The 22,288-nt window shown below is 58.1% G+C and carries 13 protein-coding genes; 11 read left to right on the top strand and 2 right to left on the bottom strand.

Annotation, left to right across the window (positions count from 1 at the left end; translation table 11 throughout):
* Positions 1-18: 18 nt before the first annotated feature.
* Both PQU94_RS04370 and PQU94_RS04365 read right to left on the bottom strand, forming a co-directional pair.
* On the bottom strand, positions 19-2,253 hold the full coding sequence (locus PQU94_RS04370) for a beta-glucosidase family protein (RefSeq protein WP_272740277.1): 2,235 nt from the start codon (positions 2,251-2,253) through the stop codon (positions 19-21).
* Positions 2,254-2,261: 8 nt separating this feature from the next.
* Entirely contained in the window at positions 2,262-4,904 is a 2,643-nt protein-coding gene (locus PQU94_RS04365) for a glycosyl hydrolase (protein WP_272740276.1), read from the bottom strand.
* Between the two features lie 384 nt (positions 4,905-5,288).
* Between PQU94_RS04365 and PQU94_RS04360 the strand changes: the two genes are divergently transcribed.
* From PQU94_RS04360 to atxE2, 11 genes are all read left to right on the top strand, one after another.
* Entirely contained in the window at positions 5,289-5,624 is a 336-nt protein-coding gene (locus PQU94_RS04360; RefSeq protein ID WP_272740275.1) for a hypothetical protein, read from the top strand.
* Positions 5,625-5,947: 323 nt separating this feature from the next.
* The gene (locus PQU94_RS04355) at positions 5,948-8,302 is read left to right on the top strand and encodes a TonB-dependent receptor (RefSeq protein WP_272740274.1); all 2,355 of its coding nucleotides are present in this window, start codon (positions 5,948-5,950) and stop codon (positions 8,300-8,302) included.
* An 87-nt stretch (positions 8,303-8,389) separates the two neighbouring features.
* Complete coding sequence (locus PQU94_RS04350) at positions 8,390-10,744, top strand: alpha-L-rhamnosidase-related protein (RefSeq protein WP_272740273.1); 2,355 nt, start codon at positions 8,390-8,392, stop codon at positions 10,742-10,744.
* A gap of 9 nt (positions 10,745-10,753) precedes the next feature.
* Positions 10,754-11,839, top strand: coding sequence for an L-rhamnose/proton symporter RhaT (gene rhaT / locus PQU94_RS04345; protein WP_272740272.1), 1,086 nt, complete (start codon positions 10,754-10,756; stop codon positions 11,837-11,839).
* A 20-nt stretch (positions 11,840-11,859) separates the two neighbouring features.
* Positions 11,860-12,660, top strand: coding sequence for an L-rhamnose 1-dehydrogenase Lra1 (gene lra1, locus PQU94_RS04340; protein WP_368407058.1), 801 nt, complete (start codon positions 11,860-11,862; stop codon positions 12,658-12,660).
* Between the two features lie 8 nt (positions 12,661-12,668).
* Entirely contained in the window at positions 12,669-13,868 is a 1,200-nt protein-coding gene (gene rhmD / locus PQU94_RS04335) for an L-rhamnonate dehydratase (RefSeq protein WP_272740270.1), read from the top strand.
* Between the two features lie 107 nt (positions 13,869-13,975).
* Positions 13,976-14,848 carry a 2,4-didehydro-3-deoxy-L-rhamnonate hydrolase gene (locus PQU94_RS04330; RefSeq protein ID WP_272740269.1) on the top strand — a complete coding sequence of 291 codons (873 nt, stop codon included), beginning with the start codon at positions 13,976-13,978 and terminating at the stop codon, positions 14,846-14,848.
* Positions 14,848-15,594 (top strand): SDR family NAD(P)-dependent oxidoreductase, encoded by a 747-nt coding sequence (locus tag PQU94_RS04325; protein WP_272740268.1) that lies wholly within the window; start codon positions 14,848-14,850, stop codon positions 15,592-15,594. The genes PQU94_RS04330 and PQU94_RS04325 overlap by 1 nt, the downstream gene beginning before the upstream one ends.
* A 145-nt stretch (positions 15,595-15,739) precedes the next feature.
* A complete protein-coding gene (locus PQU94_RS04320) occupies positions 15,740-17,152 on the top strand; it encodes an NAD-dependent epimerase/dehydratase family protein (RefSeq protein WP_272740267.1) in 1,413 nt (470 codons plus the stop codon).
* Between the two features lie 488 nt (positions 17,153-17,640).
* On the top strand, positions 17,641-20,193 hold the full coding sequence (locus tag PQU94_RS04315) for a TonB-dependent receptor (RefSeq protein WP_272740266.1): 2,553 nt from the start codon (positions 17,641-17,643) through the stop codon (positions 20,191-20,193).
* Between the two features lie 3 nt (positions 20,194-20,196).
* Positions 20,197-22,284, top strand: a complete 2,088-nt coding sequence (gene atxE2 / locus PQU94_RS04310; protein ID WP_272740265.1) for a lasso peptide isopeptidase AtxE2 — start codon at positions 20,197-20,199, stop codon at positions 22,282-22,284.
* Positions 22,285-22,288 lie beyond the last annotated feature (4 nt).

Below are 22,288 nucleotides of genomic sequence, written 5' to 3'. Positions count from 1 at the left end.
GGTACAATGGGGAGATGCTCAAGGCCGTATGTCCTGAGCGCCTATTGAGGTTTTGGCGACGAGTTGCGTGTCCGACACGTTGAAACCTACCCTGACCTTGTAGGTGCCCTTGGGGAGCCTCCACTTTTGTTGGGTTTCGTCGAAATTCGCAAGCACCCTCGGATCAGCCGTTACAGTAACAGTCTGGCTCTGACCGGGTGCCAGAGAAACTCGCCCCCATCCGACCAACCGGTCCAGCTTGCGACCCGACTTGTCCGGAACACTGATATAGACCTGAGGTGTATCAATGCCGGCCCGCATGCCCGTATTGGTTACCCTAAAGGAGAGGGTTAGACCGTCACCTTCTGTCACCTTGAGGTCTGAATACTTGAAGGCAGTGTAGGACAGGCCAAACCCGAACGGGAACAGAGGTTTAAGGCGCTGTCTTTGGAACCAGCGGTAACCCACATCAGCCCCCTCGATATCGTAGTCAACGTCAAAGGCCTTGACGCCAGCCGCGAGCCCGTAGGTGATGGCACCTTTTGAATTTTTAAGCTCCGTCATGCCGGGAACCTTTGGCCGCGGGAGTTGCTCAGCCGACGCCGGAAAGGTGACAGGCAGGCGCCCGGCCGCATCGATCTCCCCAAGGAGCACACGCGCGATGGCCTCCCCGCCATTGGAACCCGGATACCAGGCCTGAACCACGGCTCGTACCTTATTCAGCCACGGCATGACGACCGGACCGCCCGTTTCCAGGACCACGAGCGTGTTTTTGTTGGCCTGAGCCACTGCCGCGATCAGAGCGTCCTGGTTATCTGGAAGGTTAAGGTCGGGAACGTCCATGCTTTCTGTCATCCATTGCGTTCCGAAGGCGATCACAAGATCGGCTTTACCCGCCGCCTGCGCTGCCGCAGTGATATTGGTACCATCCACAAAGGTTATTTCGGCATTCGGCAATCTGGCTTTCAATGCTTCGAGGGGAGAAGAGGGGAAGTAGGTAATGCGCGCGAAAGAGGCCGCGGTACCTTTAGGGACGATCTCAAGCGCCGGGCCGCCTACGGGCCGAACCTGTGATGAACCGCCACCCGACAAAACCCCTTTGTCTGCGTGACCGCCTACGACGAGAATGCGCCGCGCAGTTTGCGCTAGTGGAAGCAGGCCTCTTTCGTTCTTCAGGAGTACGATACCCGCTTCGGCGGCTTTCTGGCTGATCTGAGCGTGGGCTGCGTAGTCAATGGGTTGCGGTGTCGCGGGTGCCGGATCGTCCATCACGCCTGTCGCCAGGAGGCTGCGAATGATGCGGAACGTCATGTCGTTGATTCGCGCTTGCGGAACCTCTCCGGCGGCGACCGCGTCTTTCAGGGGCTGCCCGAAGAATGGCTTTTTGTCGAGCATATAGCCCGCCTGGTGGTCGAGGCCGTTCAGCGCGGCCTTACCGGCGCTGTGAACGGCACCCCAGTCGGAGATGACCCAGCCTTTATATCCCCAGTCGTTTTTCAGAACCGTGTTGAGGAGAAAGTCATTTTCGCAGGCATAGTCGCCGTTAACCTTGTTGTAGGCGCACATGACCGCGGCGGGCTGACCAATTTCAATGGCTATCTGAAAAGCGAGAAGATCGGACTCTCTCAGCGCCGCTTCGGATATCTTCGCATTCAGGACATTGCGTCCCGTTTCCTGATCATTGATCGCAAAATGCTTTACGGTTGAAAGGATGCGGTTGCTTTGAACGCCTTTAATCCCATAGCCGCCAATGATGCCTGAGAGGAGGGCGTCCTCACTGACATATTCGAAACTGCGGCCGTTACGCGGGTCTCTGATCAGATTGATGGAGCCGGCGAGAAGGACGTTAAAGCCTTTCGCTCTGGCTTCGGACCCGATCATAGCACCGCCAAGATAGGCAAGGTCCTTGTCCCAGCTGGCACCGAGAGAGAGGGTGGAAGGCAACGATGTCGCCACGTCATCCGTTCTTCGGTTCAGGAGGTTTGCGACGCCGATACCCGCATCGGACATTTTGAGTGAGGGAACCCCTAGTCGCTTGATGCCCGGTACATATCCGGCTGCGATGATCGGATCGCCCGGAATGTTTTTCTGGAAGGTCGGGAAGTAGCCTTTCAGGAGAGAATATCGTTCCTCTTCTGTCAGCTGCGCGTTGATGGCTTGAGCACGGGCATCGACCGAGGCGTCCTGCGCGCGGACGGCACCGCTCAGGAAAACGCCAGTAGCCAAGAGAGCCAGGGTAGTCGTTTGTCTTAAGGAAATGCGCGAGTTGGACATGGGCGGTCTCATTTCTTCGTAATCAAAAAGACAGGCCCTAGAAGGCCGGCGGGTTTGGCAGTCAAATCCCTGAACCCTTGCGCCGCCGGATTTATCATCGCGTTGTTGAGGGTGTTCATGATACGGACCTCCAGCGAATTGCGACCGGTGCGAGCCGCGGCGGTGATGTCGAGAAGTTGTCCTGTGGCGAAGGCATAGCCGACGCGCAGGCCATTCACCGATACCTCGGCCAGGTCGTGGAAGACGCCGAGGTCGATAAATGTCGTCTCGTCCTCGCCCGGTCCTTTTGGCTTAAGATCGAAGGCGGTGACGTACGTCGCTACCCCTGAAAAATCCTGCAGATCGGCGAGGGCGCGCCAGTCCGAAAAGTTGGCACCACGGGTTGCTACTTCGACCTTACGGCCCAGACGGCCGTGCCCTTCAAAGCGTTCCGACCACGTCGAAGCGGGCAATTGGCGGCGATCGATAATCTGGCCAGTATGCTGCGCTTTGAGTTGGGGGTCATTGACCGCGATCCACACAGACTCATCGGGTGCCAAATCGAGCGAAATCGCGCCTTTGCCATCTGTGGGCAGGGTTGAAACGGTTGCTGATAAAGGGTCCCAATGAACCGCCCCGCCCGTGCTCAGCTGAACCTTGACATTCTGGGGCTCAGGCTCAGCATTGTAGAACAGGAAATAGCGCGCCTGTCCGCGCCTGAATTCAGCGAAAGCACAGGCCCCTGAAACAAACCTGACATTTGGTGCGATATTTCTCGCGGCGAGGGTGTCGGAGACGTCGGCAAGGCGGGTTTGGGTGGCGCCCAGCGAAATAGCCCGCCGCACGGCCGCTTGAACCTCCGAATCCCGTCTTGAATGATCGTATACGCCGGTGGTTCGCGACGGCACCCTATCGACAAACACGACGGGCAACCCACTTTTTGCCAATTCCAACGTCTTGAGCGCAACCTCTGTGGGGAGGGCATCCAGCGGCGGAAAGACAAGGGCATCATACGAATGCCCCCCGGGTGTCTTCAGCTTTTTTGAGGCAGGGGTGGATTTTAAAAGTCCGTCCGCATTGATGCGATCCGCGTCATAGCCGCTGGCACTCAGTAGGTCGCATACGCTCGCTTCGTGGCGTCCTTGAGACTCAATACCGTGGTAGTAGCCAATCTCCCCAAGGTACACCGCGATTCTGACGACCTTTGTGCAAGACTGTAGCAAGCCCTGCATGCGTCCGATGTAGCCATTCAACGTCACGATTCCCGGCCAAACAGGGTTCGCCTCGTTATACATGCCGCTGAAGCCCGACAAGAAGGCGCTTGGGGCGAACGGGAACCAACCGGGCCATTTCTCAGGGTGAGATCGGTAGGCATAACCGTGCGCCACGATCTGTGTAACGCCACTGACAAACAGCTTGTTGGTGCGCTGGAGCATTCGGTATGGCGACACGTCGTAAGGTTCGGATTTCCAGACGAAGCTTTCGCAACTGACGATGGGTTTCCCGTAAATATGCGCTGCCGACCGCGCCAGACGCATGAATTCGATATCGCCGCCCGACTCAAGGTCTTCGGTTTCCGGAACGTCCATAAGCCCATAGGCCTTCAGAACGTCGCAGGGGCCGCCATGGGCCTGCCCCTTCGCCTTCAGACCGTTTGCCCTGTTCCACTTAGCAAAAGGGGCCCAGAAGTTTTTGATTAGCAAATCGGAGAGGGTGGTCCGATAGTCATGACGTACCCGCTCACCGAGATCGCCTGCGTCAAAATAGGGCAGGGAATAGCGTTGCCCCCAGGCCTCCATCCATCCGGGCTGCAGAATGAAAGGAAGATAGGGGGTAAGATCGTATCCCCGCTTCGCCCTAAAAGCGTCAAGAAAATGCTCTGTCCAATGCAGATCCTGCATCAGTTCGAGACTATCGACAAAGGTAGAGCGAATGGCCTTTAGGGTCTTTTTCACTGACTGAACGAGCGGCGTACCGACCCGCCCGAGATGGGCCTCCAGCGCCCTTCGGTCAAAATGGTCGAGAACCAACTGGGGGCCCTCGCCCACACCGGCCATTACCCCCGAGTCCACGGCAAATTGCGAAAAGGCAACGATCTGCCAGTTGTCCCTGTCTGGCGGCGTCCAGTCCAGCGTTCCGTCAGGGCGCAGCTTGTCGGTAAGCACGATCCCCGGTGCTGCGACGACCCGTCCGGACTGAGTCACATTTGCCCCGCGATAGGAAGCTCCGTTTTCCAGAACGGGCGCGTCTCCTTTGATCGCCACAATCGCAACCACCTTATGGCGCGCCGCCAGGCGTTCTTTCCACCGCTCCGCTCTCGGGTCCTTGGTCCAGGCACCAAACCCCATATTGCCAAATTTTTTGGTTAGCTTCGGAAGATTTATTCTAACAGGCAATGACAATGAGCCAGAGACGGACGTTATGGCTGGAGTTAATTCCACGAGTGCCAGTTCAGGGGTAATGGCAAAACCCCCGCCGCTCGGCCAAGCTGATCCCAGCGTATAATCGATCAGAAAACCCGCGCGAAGGGCCTCTTCGGTGACCGTCTGCATGTGTGCAAAGAACGCGTCATTGGCGTAGTCGTTAATACGCTTGCGCTCATCGGGCGTCAGATTGGGAATGCCCGGATTAAAGGCCTGGATTTCAGCGCCCGCATACCCGGCGGCCTTCATCTCTCGGATTTCCCGCCTGAGCTCTGCATCTGAGACCACACCGCCTGGCCACCACCAACGTGCCCACGGTCCTGATTTTCTCGAAGTATTATTTATTGAATTCAATGGTTTGGCGTTGGAGGGAAAACCGACTGCTGTGAGGCCGGCCGTGGTGGCACCACCGAGAAAGGTACGCCTGTCAAAATGAAACGGCATGGTTCCCTTACCTGTGAAAAGTGTCGGAATGACGCAATTCCGATCATGATTTTTGATTAAATCAGGTGTACATGACCGGAAAAATGCTGTCAATTTTCAAAAATGATCGTCGATTTTGTCTAATTTTGCGATTATATATACCTTACCGGATACTTAATCCGGGTGGAACGCACGAATCAGGAAGCGATCATGAAAACTCTAAAAATGGCGGCGATGGTTGTGGGGCTTGGGCTTACGGGGTTGGCTACACAGTCAATCGCCGCTGATGCGCCTGCAGCCACGCCGGTTGCTGCGGCCTGCCCCTATTCTGCCGACTCAAGCGTGGGCGACCTTCTCGACAATCCTGAAGCCAAGGCGGTGCTGGTGAAGCATATCCCTGAGCTTAAGGATAATGATCAGATCGAGATGGCTAGGCCCATGGCGTTGAAAGCCTTGCAGGACTTTGCGCCGGAGACGTTCACCGACGAAAAGCTCAAGGCCATCAGCGCCGATCTGGCAAAGGTGCCTTGTAAGGCAGCCAAATAGAAAATATACCTTATGGTTTCAATAATGGTCGCGGGGTGTTCGCTGCGGCCATTTTTTTTCGCCAAAATAGCGAAAAATGCGGCTTTCATGACAGGTTTGCCGTTCAATATGCGCTTTTTTCGTCACGGTCAGCTGATTCTGAGAAATTTAATGAAACGGTAGTTGACACTTAATGAGGCGTGTCGCACAACTCTGCACAGTGGTGATCGTTCGGTGAAGCGAGCGGCGGGAGTTGAGACCAATTCAGGCGAACCAATCAAAACGGATCGCTTTTAATCAATGAAACAGTGGATGGCGGGGTAAACCCGCCTTGGAGAAACGCTATGAGAAATCTGAGGGCGACGATGCTTTCGTCGGCATGTCTGATGGGGTTGGGGTTGTTTGCGCCGGCTATGGCGGAGGACGTCTCCGCCGTTTCCGGCAAGGAGGCTTCAGCAACCGATGTCACCGAAGTGGTCGTTACGGCGACGAAAAAGCGGGAGACCCTGCAGTCGGTGCCGTCGTCGATCGATGCGGTTACCGCTCAGACCATTGAAAAGTTAAACATCCAGAGTTTTCAGGATGTGCAAAAGGTCACAGCTGGCCTTGAATTAAACACGGCGGACGGGCGCGGACAGAACATCTCTCTGCGAGGCGTCTCGTTTGACCCGGATACGGGTGCGAGTCCAACCGTGCAGGTCTATTGGAACGAGACGCCGATCTCGACCGCCACGGCCTTTCGCGGCCTGTTTGACGTCGGTCAGATTGAAGTGCTGAAAGGGCCTCAAGGTACGCTTCGGGGCCAGACGTCTCCGGCCGGTGCCATTACGATTGCGTCGAAGCGTCCCAATCTGAGTTTTCGCGAAGGCACTGTCACCCAGACCATAGGGTCTCTGGATAAAGTCAATACGCAACTCGCTGGCAATCTGCCGCTGATCGAAGGCAAACTGTCACTCCGTGTGGCCGTCCTTTACGATCATAGCCGCGACGGTGTGGAGAATATCATCAACGGCCGCGAAAACAGCAATATGTCGCATGGCGCGCGTGCCTCGCTCCTCTACAAACCGTCGTCCGATTTGGAAATCCTGCTGGTCCATCAGGACGTAAACAACCGCGTCGTAAACTATCGCCCGGCAATCGGTGCGCCCCTCACCAGTGCCGGTCAAGCACCGGGTCGCACACTGACCGTTGCCGATCACGCCGCCATCGCTGAAGGCGACGCCGACTTCTACAACAACTCCAAACTGACATCCCTAAACGTCACCTGGGACGTCATCGGGCACCGCCTGAGTTACATTGGCGGCTACCAGCAAACTCAGGATGCCTCGCGTCGCGATCAGGATTTCACCAACGTTATCTCCGGATACAACAACTACCAGAACACTGATCTGAAGGCGCAGCAGACGACGCACGAACTGCGCTTTGAATCGGTCAATAATCCGCGCTGGAATTACATGGTGGGCGCCTATTATTCGCGCAGCTCATTCGAGTTCCAGCTCGCGCAGACCCTTTCCTATTTTTACATCAGCCCGTACGGGCCAGTGCTGACGACAGAGATGACCGGCTTTAACCGGCCAGGTAACTATGCCAAGGGCTATGCGCTTTTCACCAACCACCGGTTTGCCCTGACGGATAAGGATCAGCTGGAACTCGGATTGCGCTGGCAGAAGAACGAGTCTGACGGCAACTCCTACATCTCTGTTTTCGGCAATGTGATTCCGTCGGTGCCTGAATCTCAATCTTATCGGGAGACCAAGGGTTGGACGGGGTCAGCGAGTTATCGTCACACCTTCTCCAGAGACCTGATGGCCTATGCCAGCTACGGTCGCGGCTTGCGCCCCGGCGGGCTGACCTCGTTTGTCACCGCTCAAGGTCTCAATCCGGCTTATCTGTCATACAAGGATGAAGTCACTGACGCGATCGAAGTCGGGGTCAAATCGAAGTGGTTTGACCGTCGCCTTACCTTCAATGCGTCTCTCTTCAAACAGGACGTAAAGGATTATATCGGTCGGGCCAACAATGTGTATGTCCGGGTGGCAGCGCAGCCGAACGAACCGGCTGGTCCGGGCGTGGGCGGTTCCTATTTTTATGATGCCGCCACCGGCGGGATCAATCTGAACACCAATGGTGATGTGGAAGCGACCGGTATCGAGGCTCTGGTCGCGTGGGCGCCAACGGCGAACTGGTCCACGCAACTGAACCTGAGCTACGTCGATGCTCACTACGTCAACGCCTTGCTTTACTGCAATGACAGCAACAATGACGGCATTCCCGACGAAGCGGCCCCGTTCGTTCAGCGTGGTCGTCAAGTGTCCGTGTGCCCGAGCAATCGAGGGCTGATCAACACGGATCAGAATATCCCCGGCAAGCTAAACGCCTCCTTGCAATCGGAATACAGCTGGAATGTTGGCAATCTCGACCTCTTTGCGCGCGGTCTTGTGCGATATGTCGCGCCAATGGAAAATCAGCGCAACGGCTTCCGGATTTCGGCTTACGCACCCGTCGATCTGTATCTTGGCGTTCGTCAGCCCAATCAGAAATGGGAACTAAGCGCTTGGGCGCAGAACCTGTTCGATGAAGACCGCAACATGGGCGCTTTTGCCCAGTTCCAGGGGGCGGCCGCAGGTGGCTATCTGTCGAGCTACTTCCCGGATCAGCGGAAGTATGGTGTCACTCTGCGGTACAATTTTGGTCAGTAGTCTTCCTCCCCTCTGACCTTAATACTGGCCAGGTCCACGACCTGGCCTCTTTTTCCTCACAGCAGGGCACTCATGAGAAAAAAACGCATGTCGGCTCGACCCCACGCACTGTCGCTTCTGGCTTTCTGCCTTGGCCTGACCTTGAGTGCGCCTGTCCACGCGAAGGACGCTCAATGGATTGCCCACCCGGATCTGCCCGCCGGGGGCGGGGTCCAGAACTTTCAGAAGAGTTTGAGTGTAACGAAGCGCCCCAAGGCCCTGTGGGTAAGGGTGAGTGCGGATAACCGTTTCGTCCTTTATGTCAACGGGCAGCGTGTGGTTTCAGGTCCTGCCACCAGTGATCTCGCCAACTGGAGATATGAGCGCGTCGATATCGCGCCTTATCTGAAACGCGGCGAAAACAGCATTGCCGCCGTTGTTTGGAACGCCTCCGCTGCCGTCAGGCCGCTGGCCCAGATCAGCGCGCGCGGTGGTTTTTATCTGGACGCCGAAAGTACGGAGTTCGAGGCTTTGGATTCGGGCACGAACTGGCGTGTCTCGCTCGACAAGGGGCGAAGCTTTGGTTCGGGATATGCTCAAATAATCAAACAATTCAAAACTCTGTACTATGTCGGAGGTTCGCCGGAGACAATCGATGCGGCTAAAAGCAACTGGGGCTGGGAGCAGGGGGCTGGCACCGGGATACAGTGGACGGACGCCCAAACGATTGTGAAGCCGGGTGAAGTCCCGTCCTGGACCCTGACGCCGAACCCGTTGCCGAAACAGATCTATCGCAAGGTGTCATCGGGTAGGGTCGTAAGGACGGACATTCCCGGAACGGACAGCTTCCCGGATAAGGCGGTAACAATCCCGGCTTACACGAAGGGCAAAATTCTGCTGCGCCGGGACGTGATGGTTTCCGGCTACCCGTCCCTTGAGGTCGCAAAGGGTGCCGACGCCACGATCCGGGCCACCTATTCTGAGGCTCTGTATGACGAAAAGAATATGAAAGGCGATCGCGACGAGGTGGGAACCCGCCTCGCGAAAGGGCTTCAGGATAGCTTTCGTCTCGACGGGGCCGAGCGAACGCTTGCCCCCTTGTTCTGGCGGACGTGGCGCTATCTGGAACTGGACATAGAGACCAAGGATCAGCCGCTGGTCTTAAAGGGTTTCTCCACTTACGAGACGGGCTATCCGTTTCAGCAGATCGGCTCATTTCTCTCCGACGATGTGCAACTCAACAAGATATGGGAAGTGGGCTGGCGCACGGCGCTGATAGATGCCCACGAAACCTACATGGACACCGCCTATTGGGAGCAACTCCAGTATATCGGTGATACCCGCTTACAGGCACTGATCTCCTACGCTGTGTCTGGAGATACGCGTCTGGCGGTAAACGCGATCGATGCCATGGGGCGCTCCAGGACGAAAGAGGGAGTGCTGGAAGGGGCCTATCCCGTTCATCGTGGCAATACCATCTCGACCTTTTCCCTGCTGTGGATCGCCATGCTGAGCGATTACCAGGAGAGAAATGCGGATAATGGCGTCGTTGCGCGCAACCTGCCGCGCGCCCGCGAACTCATGAGTTGGTTCGATCCGTTTGTGAGCGACAGTGGCCTGCTGAGGAAAAATCCGGGCTGGAATTTCGTGGACTGGGTCGGGCAAACCGGGGCGGATCGCAACGCCTTTCCGACCTACGACGAAAACGGTGACTCCTGCCTCATGGCGTTGCACTATCTGGGCGCGCTTCAGCAGATGAGCGCGCTGGAAACCTCGGTTGGTGAAACGGCACGCGCGGCGGCCTTTGATACGCGGGCCGCCCAAATAGCCGAAGGCGTTCGCTCAAAATGCTGGAATGCCGAGCGCGGGCTTTTTGCCGATACACCCGCCCTCAAGGCCTATTCCCAGCATACAAACGCTCTGGCCATCCTTTACGGCGTGGTGCCGAAGGAGACGGCGAAAGCTATCCTCAAGCGCATCACCTCCGGAGACGGGATTGATGCACCGGACGGCATTACACCGGTAAGTTATTACTTTGCCTGGTACCTTGTCGAAGCGTTCGAAAAGGCCGGTGAGGGCGAGGCGTATCACGCCCTCTTAAAGACGTGGCGTGATCTTCTGAAGTTGAACTATACGACATGGCCGGAGGAGCGGGGCAATACGCGGTCTGATACCCACGCGTGGAGCGCGCACCCGACCGCGGACATGCTGGAGATCATTGCCGGCATTAAACCGGCAGCCTCGCACTATGCCGCCGTAAGAATTGAGCCGCACCTCGGTAGCCTCAAAAAGCTGGATGCCACCGCCCAGACCCCGGCGGGACCCGTTTCTGTGCGCTACCGCCGGACGGGCACACAGCTTAGAGCCACTATCGACATCCCGAAAAACCTGTCCGGCGTGTTCGTGTGGAACGACCGCGAGCAGGCGCTCAAGCCGGGTCGCAACACCCTGACCTTCCCTTAGGACCAAGTCATGACACCTAATCCGCTTATAGGCGTTCTTTTTCATTGGCTCGGTGGCTTATCCTCCGCCTCCTTCTACGTGCCGTACAAACGCATTCAGGCGTGGTCGTGGGAAATCTTCTGGCTTACGGGCGGTATCTTCTCGTGGCTGATCGCACCCTGGCTTTTTGCCGCCCTTCAGACCAAAGACTTGCTCGGGGTTTTATCAGCGCAGGCGCCTTCGACGCTGGGGTGGTGTTACGTGTGGGGTGCCCTCTGGGGACTCGGTGGTCTTACCTTCGGACTCACCATGCGCTTTCTCGGCCTGAGCCTTGGCATGGCTGTCGCGTTGGGCCTGACCACGGTCATTGGAACATTGGGTGAGCCCCTGTTTTCAGGCACGCTCGGCGTTCTTGCGGCTACAACATCCGGGAAGATCGTCCTTCTGGGCATTCTGATTGTGATTATCGGCATCGTTACCGTCGCCGCCGCCGGACAAGCGAAGGAAAAGGAAATCGCCGCTGACGCGAATATGGGGGCAGATGCCCACGGGGTCCCTGTAAGCCGGGGGGAATTCAATCTCAAAAAGGGTATCCTGATTGCCGTTTTTTCCGGAGTGATGTCGTCGTGCTTCGCCTTCGGTCTGGCGGCAGGCGCCCCTATCCGCGAAGCATCGGCCGCAGCGGGTACAGGCCCATTGTGGGTCGGTTTGCCGGTCCTTTGCGTGGTTCTGGCAGGTGGACTGACGACGAACGCTCTGTGGTGCGGCTACCTCATCCTGAAAAACCGTACCGCAGGTGAATGGCGTGGGGTTCGAAGTGATGGCCACAACCTGCCTCTGGTTAAAAACTACCTGCTGGCGGCAGTCGGCGGCACGCTTTGGTACTTTCAGTTCTTCTTCTACACCATGGGCGAAAGCCAGATGGGCGAATATGGCTTTTCGTCATGGACGCTGCACATGGCGTCGATCATCCTATTCTCGACCCTATGGGGCTTCTGGCTGAAGGAATGGGCGGGAACCTCAAGGGCAACTCGTTCGCGTGTGTGGTCGGGTATAGCCATCCTCGTTGCCGCGACCATTGTCATCGGGATTGGCAACATGCTGGCGGGGCACTGAGAATGGTTGGTGTATTCTCAATGAGCCCGACGAAAAGCCCCCTCTTGCTGAAGGACAAGGTGGTCCTCGTCACCGGCGGGTCCAAAGGAATTGGCAGGGGCGTTGCCCTGGGGGCGGCACGACAGGGCGCTAACCTCGCGATTAATTATATTGGTGACGACGACAGCGCTATTCAAACGGTCACCGAAATCAAGGCGGCGGGTGGCAAGGCATTTGCTCTGAAAGGGGACGTAGCGAACCCTGCCACAGCGTCTGATTTTGTTCAGGCGGCTGTGGAGGCGTTTGGTCGGATTGACACGCTTGTCAGCAATGCCGGCATTTGTCCCTTCCATGGCTTTCTTGATATGCCGCACGAGGTCTTGCTACAGACCACCCAAGTCAACCTGCTTGGGGCCTATTACATGTGCCAGGCCGCTGCCAAGCAGATGGTAAACCAAGGGCGAAATAAGCAGGGGCATAGTGGTTCTATTATCGCTGTCTCGTCTATTTCCGCCCTGGTGGGAGGGGAGTATCAAACGCATTACACGCCAACAAAGGCAGGTGTTCTGTCCCTGATGCAGTCCACTGCGATCGCTTTGGGAAAACACGGGATCCGTTGCAACGCGGTCTTGCCGGGCACAATCGAGACCGACATCAACAAGGATGATCTCTCCGATCCGGCAAAGCGCGCCTATATGGCGTCGCGTGTACCGCTGGGCCGACTGGGGAAACCCGAAGATCTGGCGGGCCCCGTCATCTTTCTCGCTTCCGATGAACTCGCTGGCTACGTGACAGGCGCGTCACTGCTGGTCGACGGCGGTATGTTTGTTAATCTCCAGTAAAGACAGCTATGAAAATTTCTCCAAAAATCAAGCAGGTGCGCGCATACGTCATTAAAGGTGGCGAGGGCGGCGGCGGCGCCGATTACCACGATCAGGGCGAAGGCCACTGGATCGACAATCACATCGCGACCTCGATGGGGCGCTATCCGGAATATCGTCAGAGCCGCAAGAGCTTCGGCATCAATGTGCTGGGCACGCTGGTCGTTGAAATCGAAGCCGATGACGGGACGGTCGGCTTTGCGGTGACGACCGGCGGTGAGCCCGCCTGCTATATGGTCGAAAAGCACTTTGCGCGCTTCCTCGAAGGCCGCAATCCGTTTGAGTATGAGCGAATCTGGGATCAGATGTATTTTGGTTCGCAATACTATGGCCGTAAGGGGATTGTCGTGAACGCCATTTCCGGCGTCGATCTGGCCTTGTGGGATTTGATGGGCAAGCTGCGTCAGGAGCCGGTCTATCACATGCTGGGCGGCGCGGTGCGCGACGAACTGCAATTCTATGCGACCGGCGCGCGCCCGGACCTCGCCAAGGAGATGGGCTTTATCGGCGGCAAGCTGCCGCTCTATCACGGCCCCATCGAAGGCGACGAAGGCCTTAAAAAGAATATCGAGCTGATCGCCGATATGCGTTCGCGCGTCGGTGAAGACTTCTGGCTGATGTACGATTGCTGGATGGCGCTCGACGTCAACTACGCAACGAAGCTCGCACACAAATGCCATGAGTACGGTCTGAAGTGGATCGAGGAAGCGATCAATCCGGACGACTACTGGGGCTATCAGCAACTGAAGAAGAACGTCCCGGCCGGCATGCTGGTCACCACGGGTGAGCACGAATCGACCCGATGGGGCTTTAAGATGCTTCTGGAAATGGGCTGCTGCGACATCATCCAGCCGGATGTGGGCTGGTGCGGTGGTGTGACCGAGCTTTTAAAGATCTCGGCCCTGGCCGATGCGCACGGCGCGCTGGTCGTGCCCCATGGGTCCTCGGTCTATAGCTATCACTTCGTCATTACGCGTCACAACTCGCCGTTTGCCGAGTTCCTGATGATGGCGCCGAAGGCCGATCACGTGGCCCCCATGTTCCATCCGCAACTGCTCAATGAGCCGATCCCGGAAAAGGGCCGCCTGAAGGTCACGGCGCTTGATAAGCCGGGCTTTGGGGTGGACCTGAACCCCGAAGTGAAGCTCTATCGCCCCTACGAACATTAATGAAACTCACCCCTGAAGGCCTTGCCTTCAGGGGTGGTCCATATCGTCAGATCAAAGCCAGAGACGGCTCGTCGCTTTGATCTGGCTTTATTTTTGAGGAAAGCTTTATGAAACTCGTTCGCTTTGGCCCCAAGGGTCAGGAAAAGCCCGGCGTGATCGACGCTGACGGCAAACTGCGTGATCTGTCATCGGTCGTCGCCGACATCACCCCCGAAGAGGTGCGCCTGTCCAAGCTTTCGGGCCTTAAGGCCACCGACGTCTCGGCCCTGCCCGTCGTCGAAGGCGACGTGCGTTATGGCGTTCCGGTCAACAAGATCGGCAAGATCATTGCGGTGGGCCTTAACTATGCCGACCACGCCGCCGAATCGAACCTGCCCGTGCCGCCGGAGCCCATCTTCTTCACCAAGGCCGTGACCTCGCTCACTGGCCCTAATGACGAGGTGATGAAGCCGCGCGATGCGACCAAGATGGACTGGGAAGTCGAACTCGGCCTGATCATCGGCAAGACCTGCCGCTATGTCGAGGAAGCCGACGCGCTCAGCCACGTCGCCGGTTACGTGCTGGTCAACGACATTTCCGAGCGCGCCTTCCAGAAGGAGCGCGGCACGCAGTGGGTCAAGGGTAAGGGCTGCGACACCTTCTGCCCGACCGGCCCGTGGCTTGTCACGCCGGAAGAGATTGGCGACGTGCATAACCTCGACATGTTCCTCAACGTCAATGGCGAGCGCATGCAGACCGGCAATACGAAGACCCTGATCTTCAACGTCGCCCACTGCATCAGCTACATCTCACGCTTCATCACCCTGCAACCGGGCGATCTGGTCATCACCGGCACGCCGCCGGGCGTCGGCGAAGGCAAGAAGCCAAACCCCATCTACCTCAATGCGGGCGACACCATGCACCTCGGCATCACCGGCCTCGGCGAACAGCGCCAGACCGTTGTGCCCTTCTCGCTCGAACATCAGGAGATCATCGGCTAATGACCTATGCTGGACGTTTTGAAAACCGCTGTGCCGTCATCACCGGTGCCGCCGGGGGCCTCGGTAAGGCCGCCGCTCAACGCATCATCTCTGAGGGCGGCAAGGTCGTCCTGTGGGACCTGAATGCCGAACTGCTGGAAACCACCGCCACGGAAATCGGCGCGGCTGGTTTTGTGGCGCTCGATGTCTCCAAGCTGGAAGAGGTCTCTGCGGCGGCTAAAAAGTCGGCGGAAATCTTAGGCAAGATCGACATTCTGGTCGCCTCGGCGGGCATTACGGGCGCGACCGTGCCGGTGTGGGAATTCCCGGTCGAGTCGTGGCTTAAGGTCATGGACATCAATCTCAACGGCCTGTTCTACTGCAACCGTGAGATCATCCCCTTCATGCTGGAAAACGGCTATGGCCGCATCGTCAATGTCGCCTCGGTCGCCGGTAAGGAAGGCAATCCGAACGCCTCGGCCTACTCGGCCTCCAAGGCGGGCGTGATCGGCTTCACCAAGTCGCTGGGCAAGGAACTGGCCACCAAGGGCGTCATTGTCAACGCCCTGACCCCGGCCACGTTTGAGTCGCCCATTCTGGCGCAACTGCCGCAAAGCCAGGTCGATTATATGCGCTCGAAAATCCCGATGGGGCGTCTGGGCATTGTCGATGAATCGGCGGCCATGGTGTGCTTCATGGCCTCGGAAGAGTGCTCCTTTACCACCGCCTCAGTGTTCGACACGTCGGGCGGCCGGACGACCTTTTAGGGTGAAGCCAGCGGCTCCTAGCGCGGCGGGTTATCGAGTGCCTATGTGCGAACGGGTTTTATCCTCCCTTTGAGCGGTTTTTTGTTCGCCGGGACCACGGTCGAACTTTAGCGCGGAAAAACAAGAAAGTAGTCTGAGAATGGCAATGCGGCAGACGGTGTTTTTAACGGGTGCAACCGGCAATATGGGCCGGGAGGTGCTTAAGCAACTGGCCGATACCGACGACTTTGAAGTTCGGATTCTTGTGCTGCCTAAAGAAAAATCCCATCCCGTTATTAAACGGTTCAGCCGCCACAATAGGGTGAGGGTGGTATGGGGGGATCTGACTCGTTACGAAGACGTGGAAAAGGGTGTGAAAGGCGCAGGCTACGTCCTGCACGTAGGGGGCATGGTGTCGCCGCTTGCGGATCGTTTTCCGGATCTGACGCATAGGGTTAATGTGGGCGGTACCGCCAACATTGTCAGGGCGGTGAAAGCCCAACCCGACCCGGACGCGATTAAGCTGGTCTACATCGGCACGGTGGCTGAAACCGGCAGCCGCAATCCGCCTTTTCACTGGGGCCGGACGGGTGATCCTATCAAAATCAGCCAGTTCGATCATTATGCAGTTTCAAAGGCGCAGGCGGAGGCGATCGTGGCGGAGTCCGGACTTAAACATTGGGTCTCACTGCGTCAGACCGGGATGGCCTATCCTGAGATATGGAAAATGTCGGACCCGATTATGTTCCATAATCCGATAAACGGGGTCTTCGAATGGGTATCCGCCCGCGACTCCGGGCGGCTGCTCACCAATATCTGTGTCTCTGGCGTACCGGATCACTTCTGGAGGCGCTTCTACAATATCGGCGGAGGTGCCAGTTGCCGGGTCGTCAATCATGAGTACATGGAAAAGATGTTTGCGGTGATGGGCATAGCTGACTACCGGAATGTGTTGTCGCCTCACTGGTTCGCGACCCAAAACTTCCACGGTCAGTGGTATTCCGACTCCGATGAGCTTGAACGGCTGGTACCCTTCCGACGTGATACAATCGAGGATATTCTCGCTGCGATCTCGGAAAATGTCCCCGTCGCCGTCAAGCTGGCAAGCCGCCTTTTCCCGAGAGCTATATCCAAGCGTATCGAAGCCATGGCTAAGGCGGAAGGGGGCTCACTCCGGTGGTTTGCTGACAACGATGTGGAGCACATAAACGCCTATTTCGGGTCGCGCGAAGTGTGCGATCGCTTGGCCAGAACCTGGGAAGGCTTTGATTACGTGCAACCTTCAAAAAGCCCGACAACACTTGACCACGGCTATGATGAGAGCAGAACTCCGGTGGACTGGGACTTGGCACTGCTGAAAGACGCCGCCCGGTTCAGAGGCGGTAAATGCCTATCGGACGATCTTCGTGGACCCTACAGCGTAGCGGCGTGGCAATGTTCGCGAGGACATACATTCACTATGACACCTAACCTCTATCTGAAGGGCGGGCATTGGTGCCCAACCTGTATGATAAACACGGACGTCTACCCAGAAGTCGTAGCTTCAAATCCATTTTTTGGCCAGGTCGCCTGCGGTTAGTCGAGTTTCGTGAAGGTGTAGCCGGGCGTTCGCCGCATCGCGGTACGGTGCTCAGCTTGTCGTTGCGATGGAGACAATGAAGTATCTGAGCGGTGTCGTTCGTTCAACCTTCCTATTCAAGGAGGGACTTTAACGTGAAATCGCCGTATGCCTCGACAAAAGCCCTCGGTTACCCTTGGGAATGTCACCTGCCATCTGACGGCGATCTGAAGTAACGTCAAGGAGGCACCCTAAGCCATCGGAGCGCAGTGGGCATGATCTCCAGGTCATGTCGAGCTCCTTTGGAAGCATGCAGTCGTCCGCTTTAGGGCAGGGATGCCGTTGGCAGCAAAAATGTCCGGAGTGGGCGCATACGCGACTGGTTTGTGAGGCCGTCATGCCCAGGTTACGCAAAGGCTGGAAATTAAGTGATTGAAGGTGTGGAGACGGATTTGTGACGGGACGCCATCGCCTGACACGCCGCTTGTGGCGTGGGCTAGGGGAAAAATATGACACCTGTCACGAACCGAAAGTACCATTCGTCAGTCTCTCTGTCAGCTATGGCGTTGGCTGCCGCACTCGTCTGCGCAGCGCCCGCCTATGCGCAGGCACCTAAGTACAAACTCGACATTCCTGCTGAAAGCGCCGCCAAGGCTCTGAACGATTTTGCCGAGCAAGCCGGGCTGCAGATCCTCTTTCCTTATGAGGCCGCCGATGTCGGCCGGGTGCCCGCAATCAAGGGCGAATATACGCGCGAAGACGCCCTGAAACTGATCCTGGCCGGCACAAACCTCGAAGTGGCCCGCCAAGATGAGAAAACCATCTCACTTCGGGTAATTAAGAGCCCCCTGGCAGGGGCGGCTGACGAGGCGGTGGAGGTCATCGTGACGGGCACCCACATCCGTGGGGCCAACCCCACATCGCCCGTTCGGACCTTAACTCGCAAGGACATCGAGAACTCTGGCTACGGGCAGGTCGGAGACCTGATCCGCTCACTGCCAGAGAACTTCTCCGGCGGGCAGAACCCCGGTATCATCGGCACCGGCGCCGGTGGGCCCGATCAGGTGAACCATTCCAACGCCTCGACCGTCAATCTGCGCGGTCTTGGCACCGATGCCTCCCTCGTTCTCGTCAACGGCCACCGTCTGGCCTACGACACCTATTTCCAGGCCTCGGACATCTCCGGTATCCCACTATTGGCAATCCAGCGCGTCGATGTGGTGCCCGATGGCGCCTCCGCCCTTTATGGCTCCGATGCCGTGGCGGGCGTCGTCAACTTCATTCTGCGCAAAAACTATTCCGGCACCACCACAAGCCTGCTTCTCGGCGGGACCACGCAAGGCGGTGGGGCCGAACGGACCTATTCCGTCCTCTCCGGCTGGGCAGGTGACCGGGGCTATCTCCTCGCCAACCTCGAGCATTCCGAACAGGAAGCCATCACCTTTGGTCAGCGAAACCTCGCGGGTACGCCGACAACCACCCTGCAGCGCCCCCAGGATCGTAACTCCCTCTATCTGTCCGGGGGCCTTTTCGCCGGGGCGCGTACCGAAATCACCCTCGATGCACTCGTCAGCGAACGCACCGCCTTTGCGAAACTGTCCCAGTTCGTTGGCTATCCGGCCTATATGTCTCGCGCACACACACCCGCCCATTCCGTCGCGCTGGCGCTTGAGACAGAATTGGGGTCGTCCTGGCAATTGCGCGTAGCGGCCCTTAATGCGTCGAGCCGCTTTATCTCTGACGGCAAATACGAAACGGCGGCGACCTTCTTCCGCACCAACTATCGCTCCCAGAGCGAAGGGCTTGAGGCCACCTTAAACGGACGCGCCTTTACGCTGCCGACTGGCGAAGTCAAGGTGGCCCTGGGCGGTGGCTATCGCAAAGAACGCTTCCGGAATCTCGATCCCAACGATGTGGCCTACTTCAACAAGACGCGTGACGTACGCTTCATATATGGGGAAGCGCTGGTGCCCCTTGTGGCAGCCAACCCTGATCGGCCAGGCCTTCAGGCGCTGGAACTGAACCTCTCGGCACGCAGCGAACACTATAGCGACTTCGGTGGGACCAGCACGCCCAAGATCGGCCTGCGCTATGTGCCCATGGCTGATCTCACCCTGCGTGCCTCCTGGGGCAAGTCCTTCAAAGCCCCGTCCTTTCTGCAGACCTATCAGGCTCGCCAGGTATATTACGTCAATCTACCCTTTGTCGGTGGCACCGGTACCCAACAGGCGTTGGTCTCGCTCGGAGGCAACTACGATCTGACCCCTGAGCGCTCCACCTCGAAAACCGTCGGCATCGATTACCAGACGTCTCGCTTCAGTCGCTTGCGGCTTGGGCTGAATGTCTTCTCGGTCGATTACACCGATCGGGTGGTTTTGCCGATTGCCGTCTATAGCCAGTCTCTGTCGTCGCCGCTTTACGCGCCATTTGTGCAGTATAACCCCACCCTGAGCGAGGTTCAGGCGCTGGTCGGATCGGCGGTTACCTTCCTCAACTATGCCCGCGTGACCTATGACCCGTCGACGGTCCGCGCGATCGTGCGCAATCAATACACAAACGCCACCTCCCAAACGGCCGAGGGCGTTGATGTCTCCTATGGGCAGACTTTCTCGACCGACATCGGAGAGATCGGCACCTTCGCCAACATCTCCCACATTGAGGTACGCCAGCAAACCCTGCCCACTACCCCCGAAACGGTCATTTCGGGGCTGATCTTCCGCGCGCCTGAGCTCAAGGGCAGGGCAGGCCTCACCTGGCAAAGCAATGGATGGTCGGCAAACGCCACCGCCAACTACGTCTCCGGGAGCACCGATGTGGGGGTGACCCCCGCCCAACCCATCGGGTCGTGGACGACGCTTGATGCGCAACTCGCCTACACCTTCCCCTCGCGCTCAGACTATCTGCGCGGCACCCGGATCGCCCTTTCGGCCATCAATCTGCTCGACCGGCGCCCGCCCTATGCGGCCAGCCCCAGTCGGGACTTTCCGGGGGTAGATTTTGACAGCACCAACGCCTCAATCATCGGACGCTCGATCAGCCTGACTCTCGTGAAGGCGTGGTGAGCGATGAGGTCGTCTAAATTCTGGTGTCCCGGCGCGATCAGCGTCGGGGCACTGCTGGCGGCATTGGGTTGCCTCCCGCCCGTCGCGTTCGCGGCGGCGCAGGAGGCGCCCCCTGTCACCGCCGACGTTCTGGTCCGTCTGGTGGACATCGGCACGATGAGCGCCAGTGAAACCACACCGCTCCTCAGCCTCTCGCCGGATGGTCGCTATATCGCGTTTCAGGTCCGGCAAGCCGATCCCGTAACCAACCGCTACACGTTTCGCATGGTCATCAAAGCGATCGACGACGCCGCAGACCCCATCGTCGTCGATGTCGGCGGTGAGTATCTCTTCTGGACGATACCCAGTTGGGGGTATGCCCGAAACGCACCGTCAGGCGCAAACCTCACCATCCAGCCGCGGTGGTCGCCCTCGGGCACGCATCTGGCCTATCTGCGTCAGGACCAGGGGCGCGTGCGTGTCTGGCGCGCAGGCATCAAAAGGGAGGGGGCAACGCCTGTCATTGAGGAGACCTATGACATCGAGGACGTGCAATGGCTGGACGACACTAGGCTCGTCTATGCGGGTCGACCGGGCTTCGCCGAGGCTGAGGCCGACATCGAACGTGAAGGGCGACAGGGCTGGGTGTTTGATGGGCGGTTTCACCCCCTAACGGGGTCGCGGCCGCGTGTCTTGGAGCCGATCCCGGTCGTCTATCAGGTGATGGACCTGCAGGCCGGTACGCGCCGCGCCGCTACCCCTGAAGAGGTGGCCAAGCTTTCCGAGAAGCCAGACCCCCTGCGTGCGGTGGTCGGTCGCACAGCGTTCAGTGTCGGCAGAACCGATCCTGAGAACATCAACGCGCCGACCACGCTGATAGCGCAACGCAGGGATGCTGAGCCCGTGCGTTGCGTCGAAGAGGCCTGCCAGAACATTACCCGGATATGGGGGGATGCGACCGGCAATAGTCTTTATTTTCTCCGTCGCGAAGGCTGGGCCAATAATGAGATGGCACTTTACCGCATGCCCGCTGACGGGCTCAATCCGGTCCGGATTTGGCACTCGACCGGCCTCCTTCAGGGCTGTGAGCGTCAGTCAACGCACCTGATCTGCGCACAGGAGGCCGCCCTTCAGCCCCGCCGTTTGGTAAACCTCGATCTGACCTCCGGCCAGATGTCGCCGCTCTATGACCCCAACCCCGACTGGGCGCGTTATTGCCTGCCAAAGGTCGAACGTCTGACGATCAAAAATCGCAACGGGATTGAGGTGTTCAGTGATCTGGTCCTGCCGCCCGATTATAAGCCCGGCACCCGGTTGCCCCTCGTGATCGTGCAATACAGTTCACGGGGCTTTCTACGTGGCGGGACCGGCGACGAGAATCCGATCCTGCCGCTCGCCACAGCGGGGTTTGCCGTCCTGAGCTTCCATAGTCCTCGCAGCGAGGCCTCGTTTCAGCGATTTACCTCGCCCATCGCTCAGTCCAAGGCTGACTATACCGACTGGCGCAGCCGCTGGAACATCCTGCACACTTTGGAAGACCTGATCGATGTGCTGGATAAGCGTGGCCTGATCGATCCCGCGCGCGTCGGTCTGACCGGCTTGAGTGACGGGGCCACAACCGTGCACTTCGGACTGATCAACAGCGACCGCTTTGCCGCCGCTGTCACCAGTAGCTGTTGCACCGACAGCTTCACGGCTTCGGTCATGAACGGGCCGCGTCTCTCCAAAGCCCTGCAAGCCTACGGTATAGAGACCGATCAGGCCGATGACGAGCCCTTTTGGCGCTCAACGTCCTTTGTCGTCAATGCCGATCGCATCCATACGCCGTTGCTGATCCAGTCCGCGGATGAGGAGTATCTGGGCGCGCTCCCCGGTGTCGCCGCCCTGACCGGGGCCGGGAGACCCGTCGAACTGATCGTTTACCCGAACGAACACCACGTCAAATGGCAGCCGGCGCATCGAAACGCCGTCTACACACGGACCATAGACTGGTTTCGCTTCTGGTTGATGGATCAAACCGATCCGTCACCCGAAAAGGCCGCGCAGTACGCGCGTTGGCGAGACCTGCGCGCCCTTAAAGACAGATCCCCAAGCCCCACTCCGGCGCCTTAGGGCG

Source organism: Asticcacaulis currens, assembly GCF_028550395.1.
GTDB lineage: Bacteria > Pseudomonadota > Alphaproteobacteria > Caulobacterales > Caulobacteraceae > Asticcacaulis > Asticcacaulis currens.
Note: the sequence above shows the minus strand (reverse complement) of the source record. Positions and strands in the feature narration are given on the sequence as shown.

Bases quoted from the DNA above. Each gene is read 5' to 3' on its own strand.
- PQU94_RS04370 (WP_272740277.1), bottom strand. From the start codon at position 2,253: ATGTCCAACTCGCGCATTTCCTTAAGACAAACGACTACCCTGGCTCTC.
- PQU94_RS04325 (WP_272740268.1), top strand. From the start codon at position 14,848: ATGACCTATGCTGGACGTTTTGAAAACCGCTGTGCCGTCATCACCGGT.
- rhmD (WP_272740270.1), top strand. From the start codon at position 12,669: ATGAAAATTTCTCCAAAAATCAAGCAGGTGCGCGCATACGTCATTAAA.
- PQU94_RS04365 (WP_272740276.1), bottom strand. From the start codon at position 4,904: ATGAAGGCCGCCGGGTATGCGGGCGCTGAAATCCAGGCCTTTAATCCG.
- rhaT (WP_272740272.1), top strand. From the start codon at position 10,754: ATGACACCTAATCCGCTTATAGGCGTTCTTTTTCATTGGCTCGGTGGC.
- PQU94_RS04330 (WP_272740269.1), top strand. From the start codon at position 13,976: ATGAAACTCGTTCGCTTTGGCCCCAAGGGTCAGGAAAAGCCCGGCGTG.
- PQU94_RS04360 (WP_272740275.1), top strand. From the start codon at position 5,289: ATGAAAACTCTAAAAATGGCGGCGATGGTTGTGGGGCTTGGGCTTACG.
- lra1 (WP_368407058.1), top strand. From the start codon at position 11,860: ATGAGCCCGACGAAAAGCCCCCTCTTGCTGAAGGACAAGGTGGTCCTC.
- PQU94_RS04355 (WP_272740274.1), top strand. From the start codon at position 5,948: ATGAGAAATCTGAGGGCGACGATGCTTTCGTCGGCATGTCTGATGGGG.
- PQU94_RS04315 (WP_272740266.1), top strand. From the start codon at position 17,641: ATGACACCTGTCACGAACCGAAAGTACCATTCGTCAGTCTCTCTGTCA.
- PQU94_RS04320 (WP_272740267.1), top strand. From the start codon at position 15,740: ATGCGGCAGACGGTGTTTTTAACGGGTGCAACCGGCAATATGGGCCGG.
- PQU94_RS04350 (WP_272740273.1), top strand. From the start codon at position 8,390: ATGTCGGCTCGACCCCACGCACTGTCGCTTCTGGCTTTCTGCCTTGGC.
- atxE2 (WP_272740265.1), top strand. From the start codon at position 20,197: ATGAGGTCGTCTAAATTCTGGTGTCCCGGCGCGATCAGCGTCGGGGCA.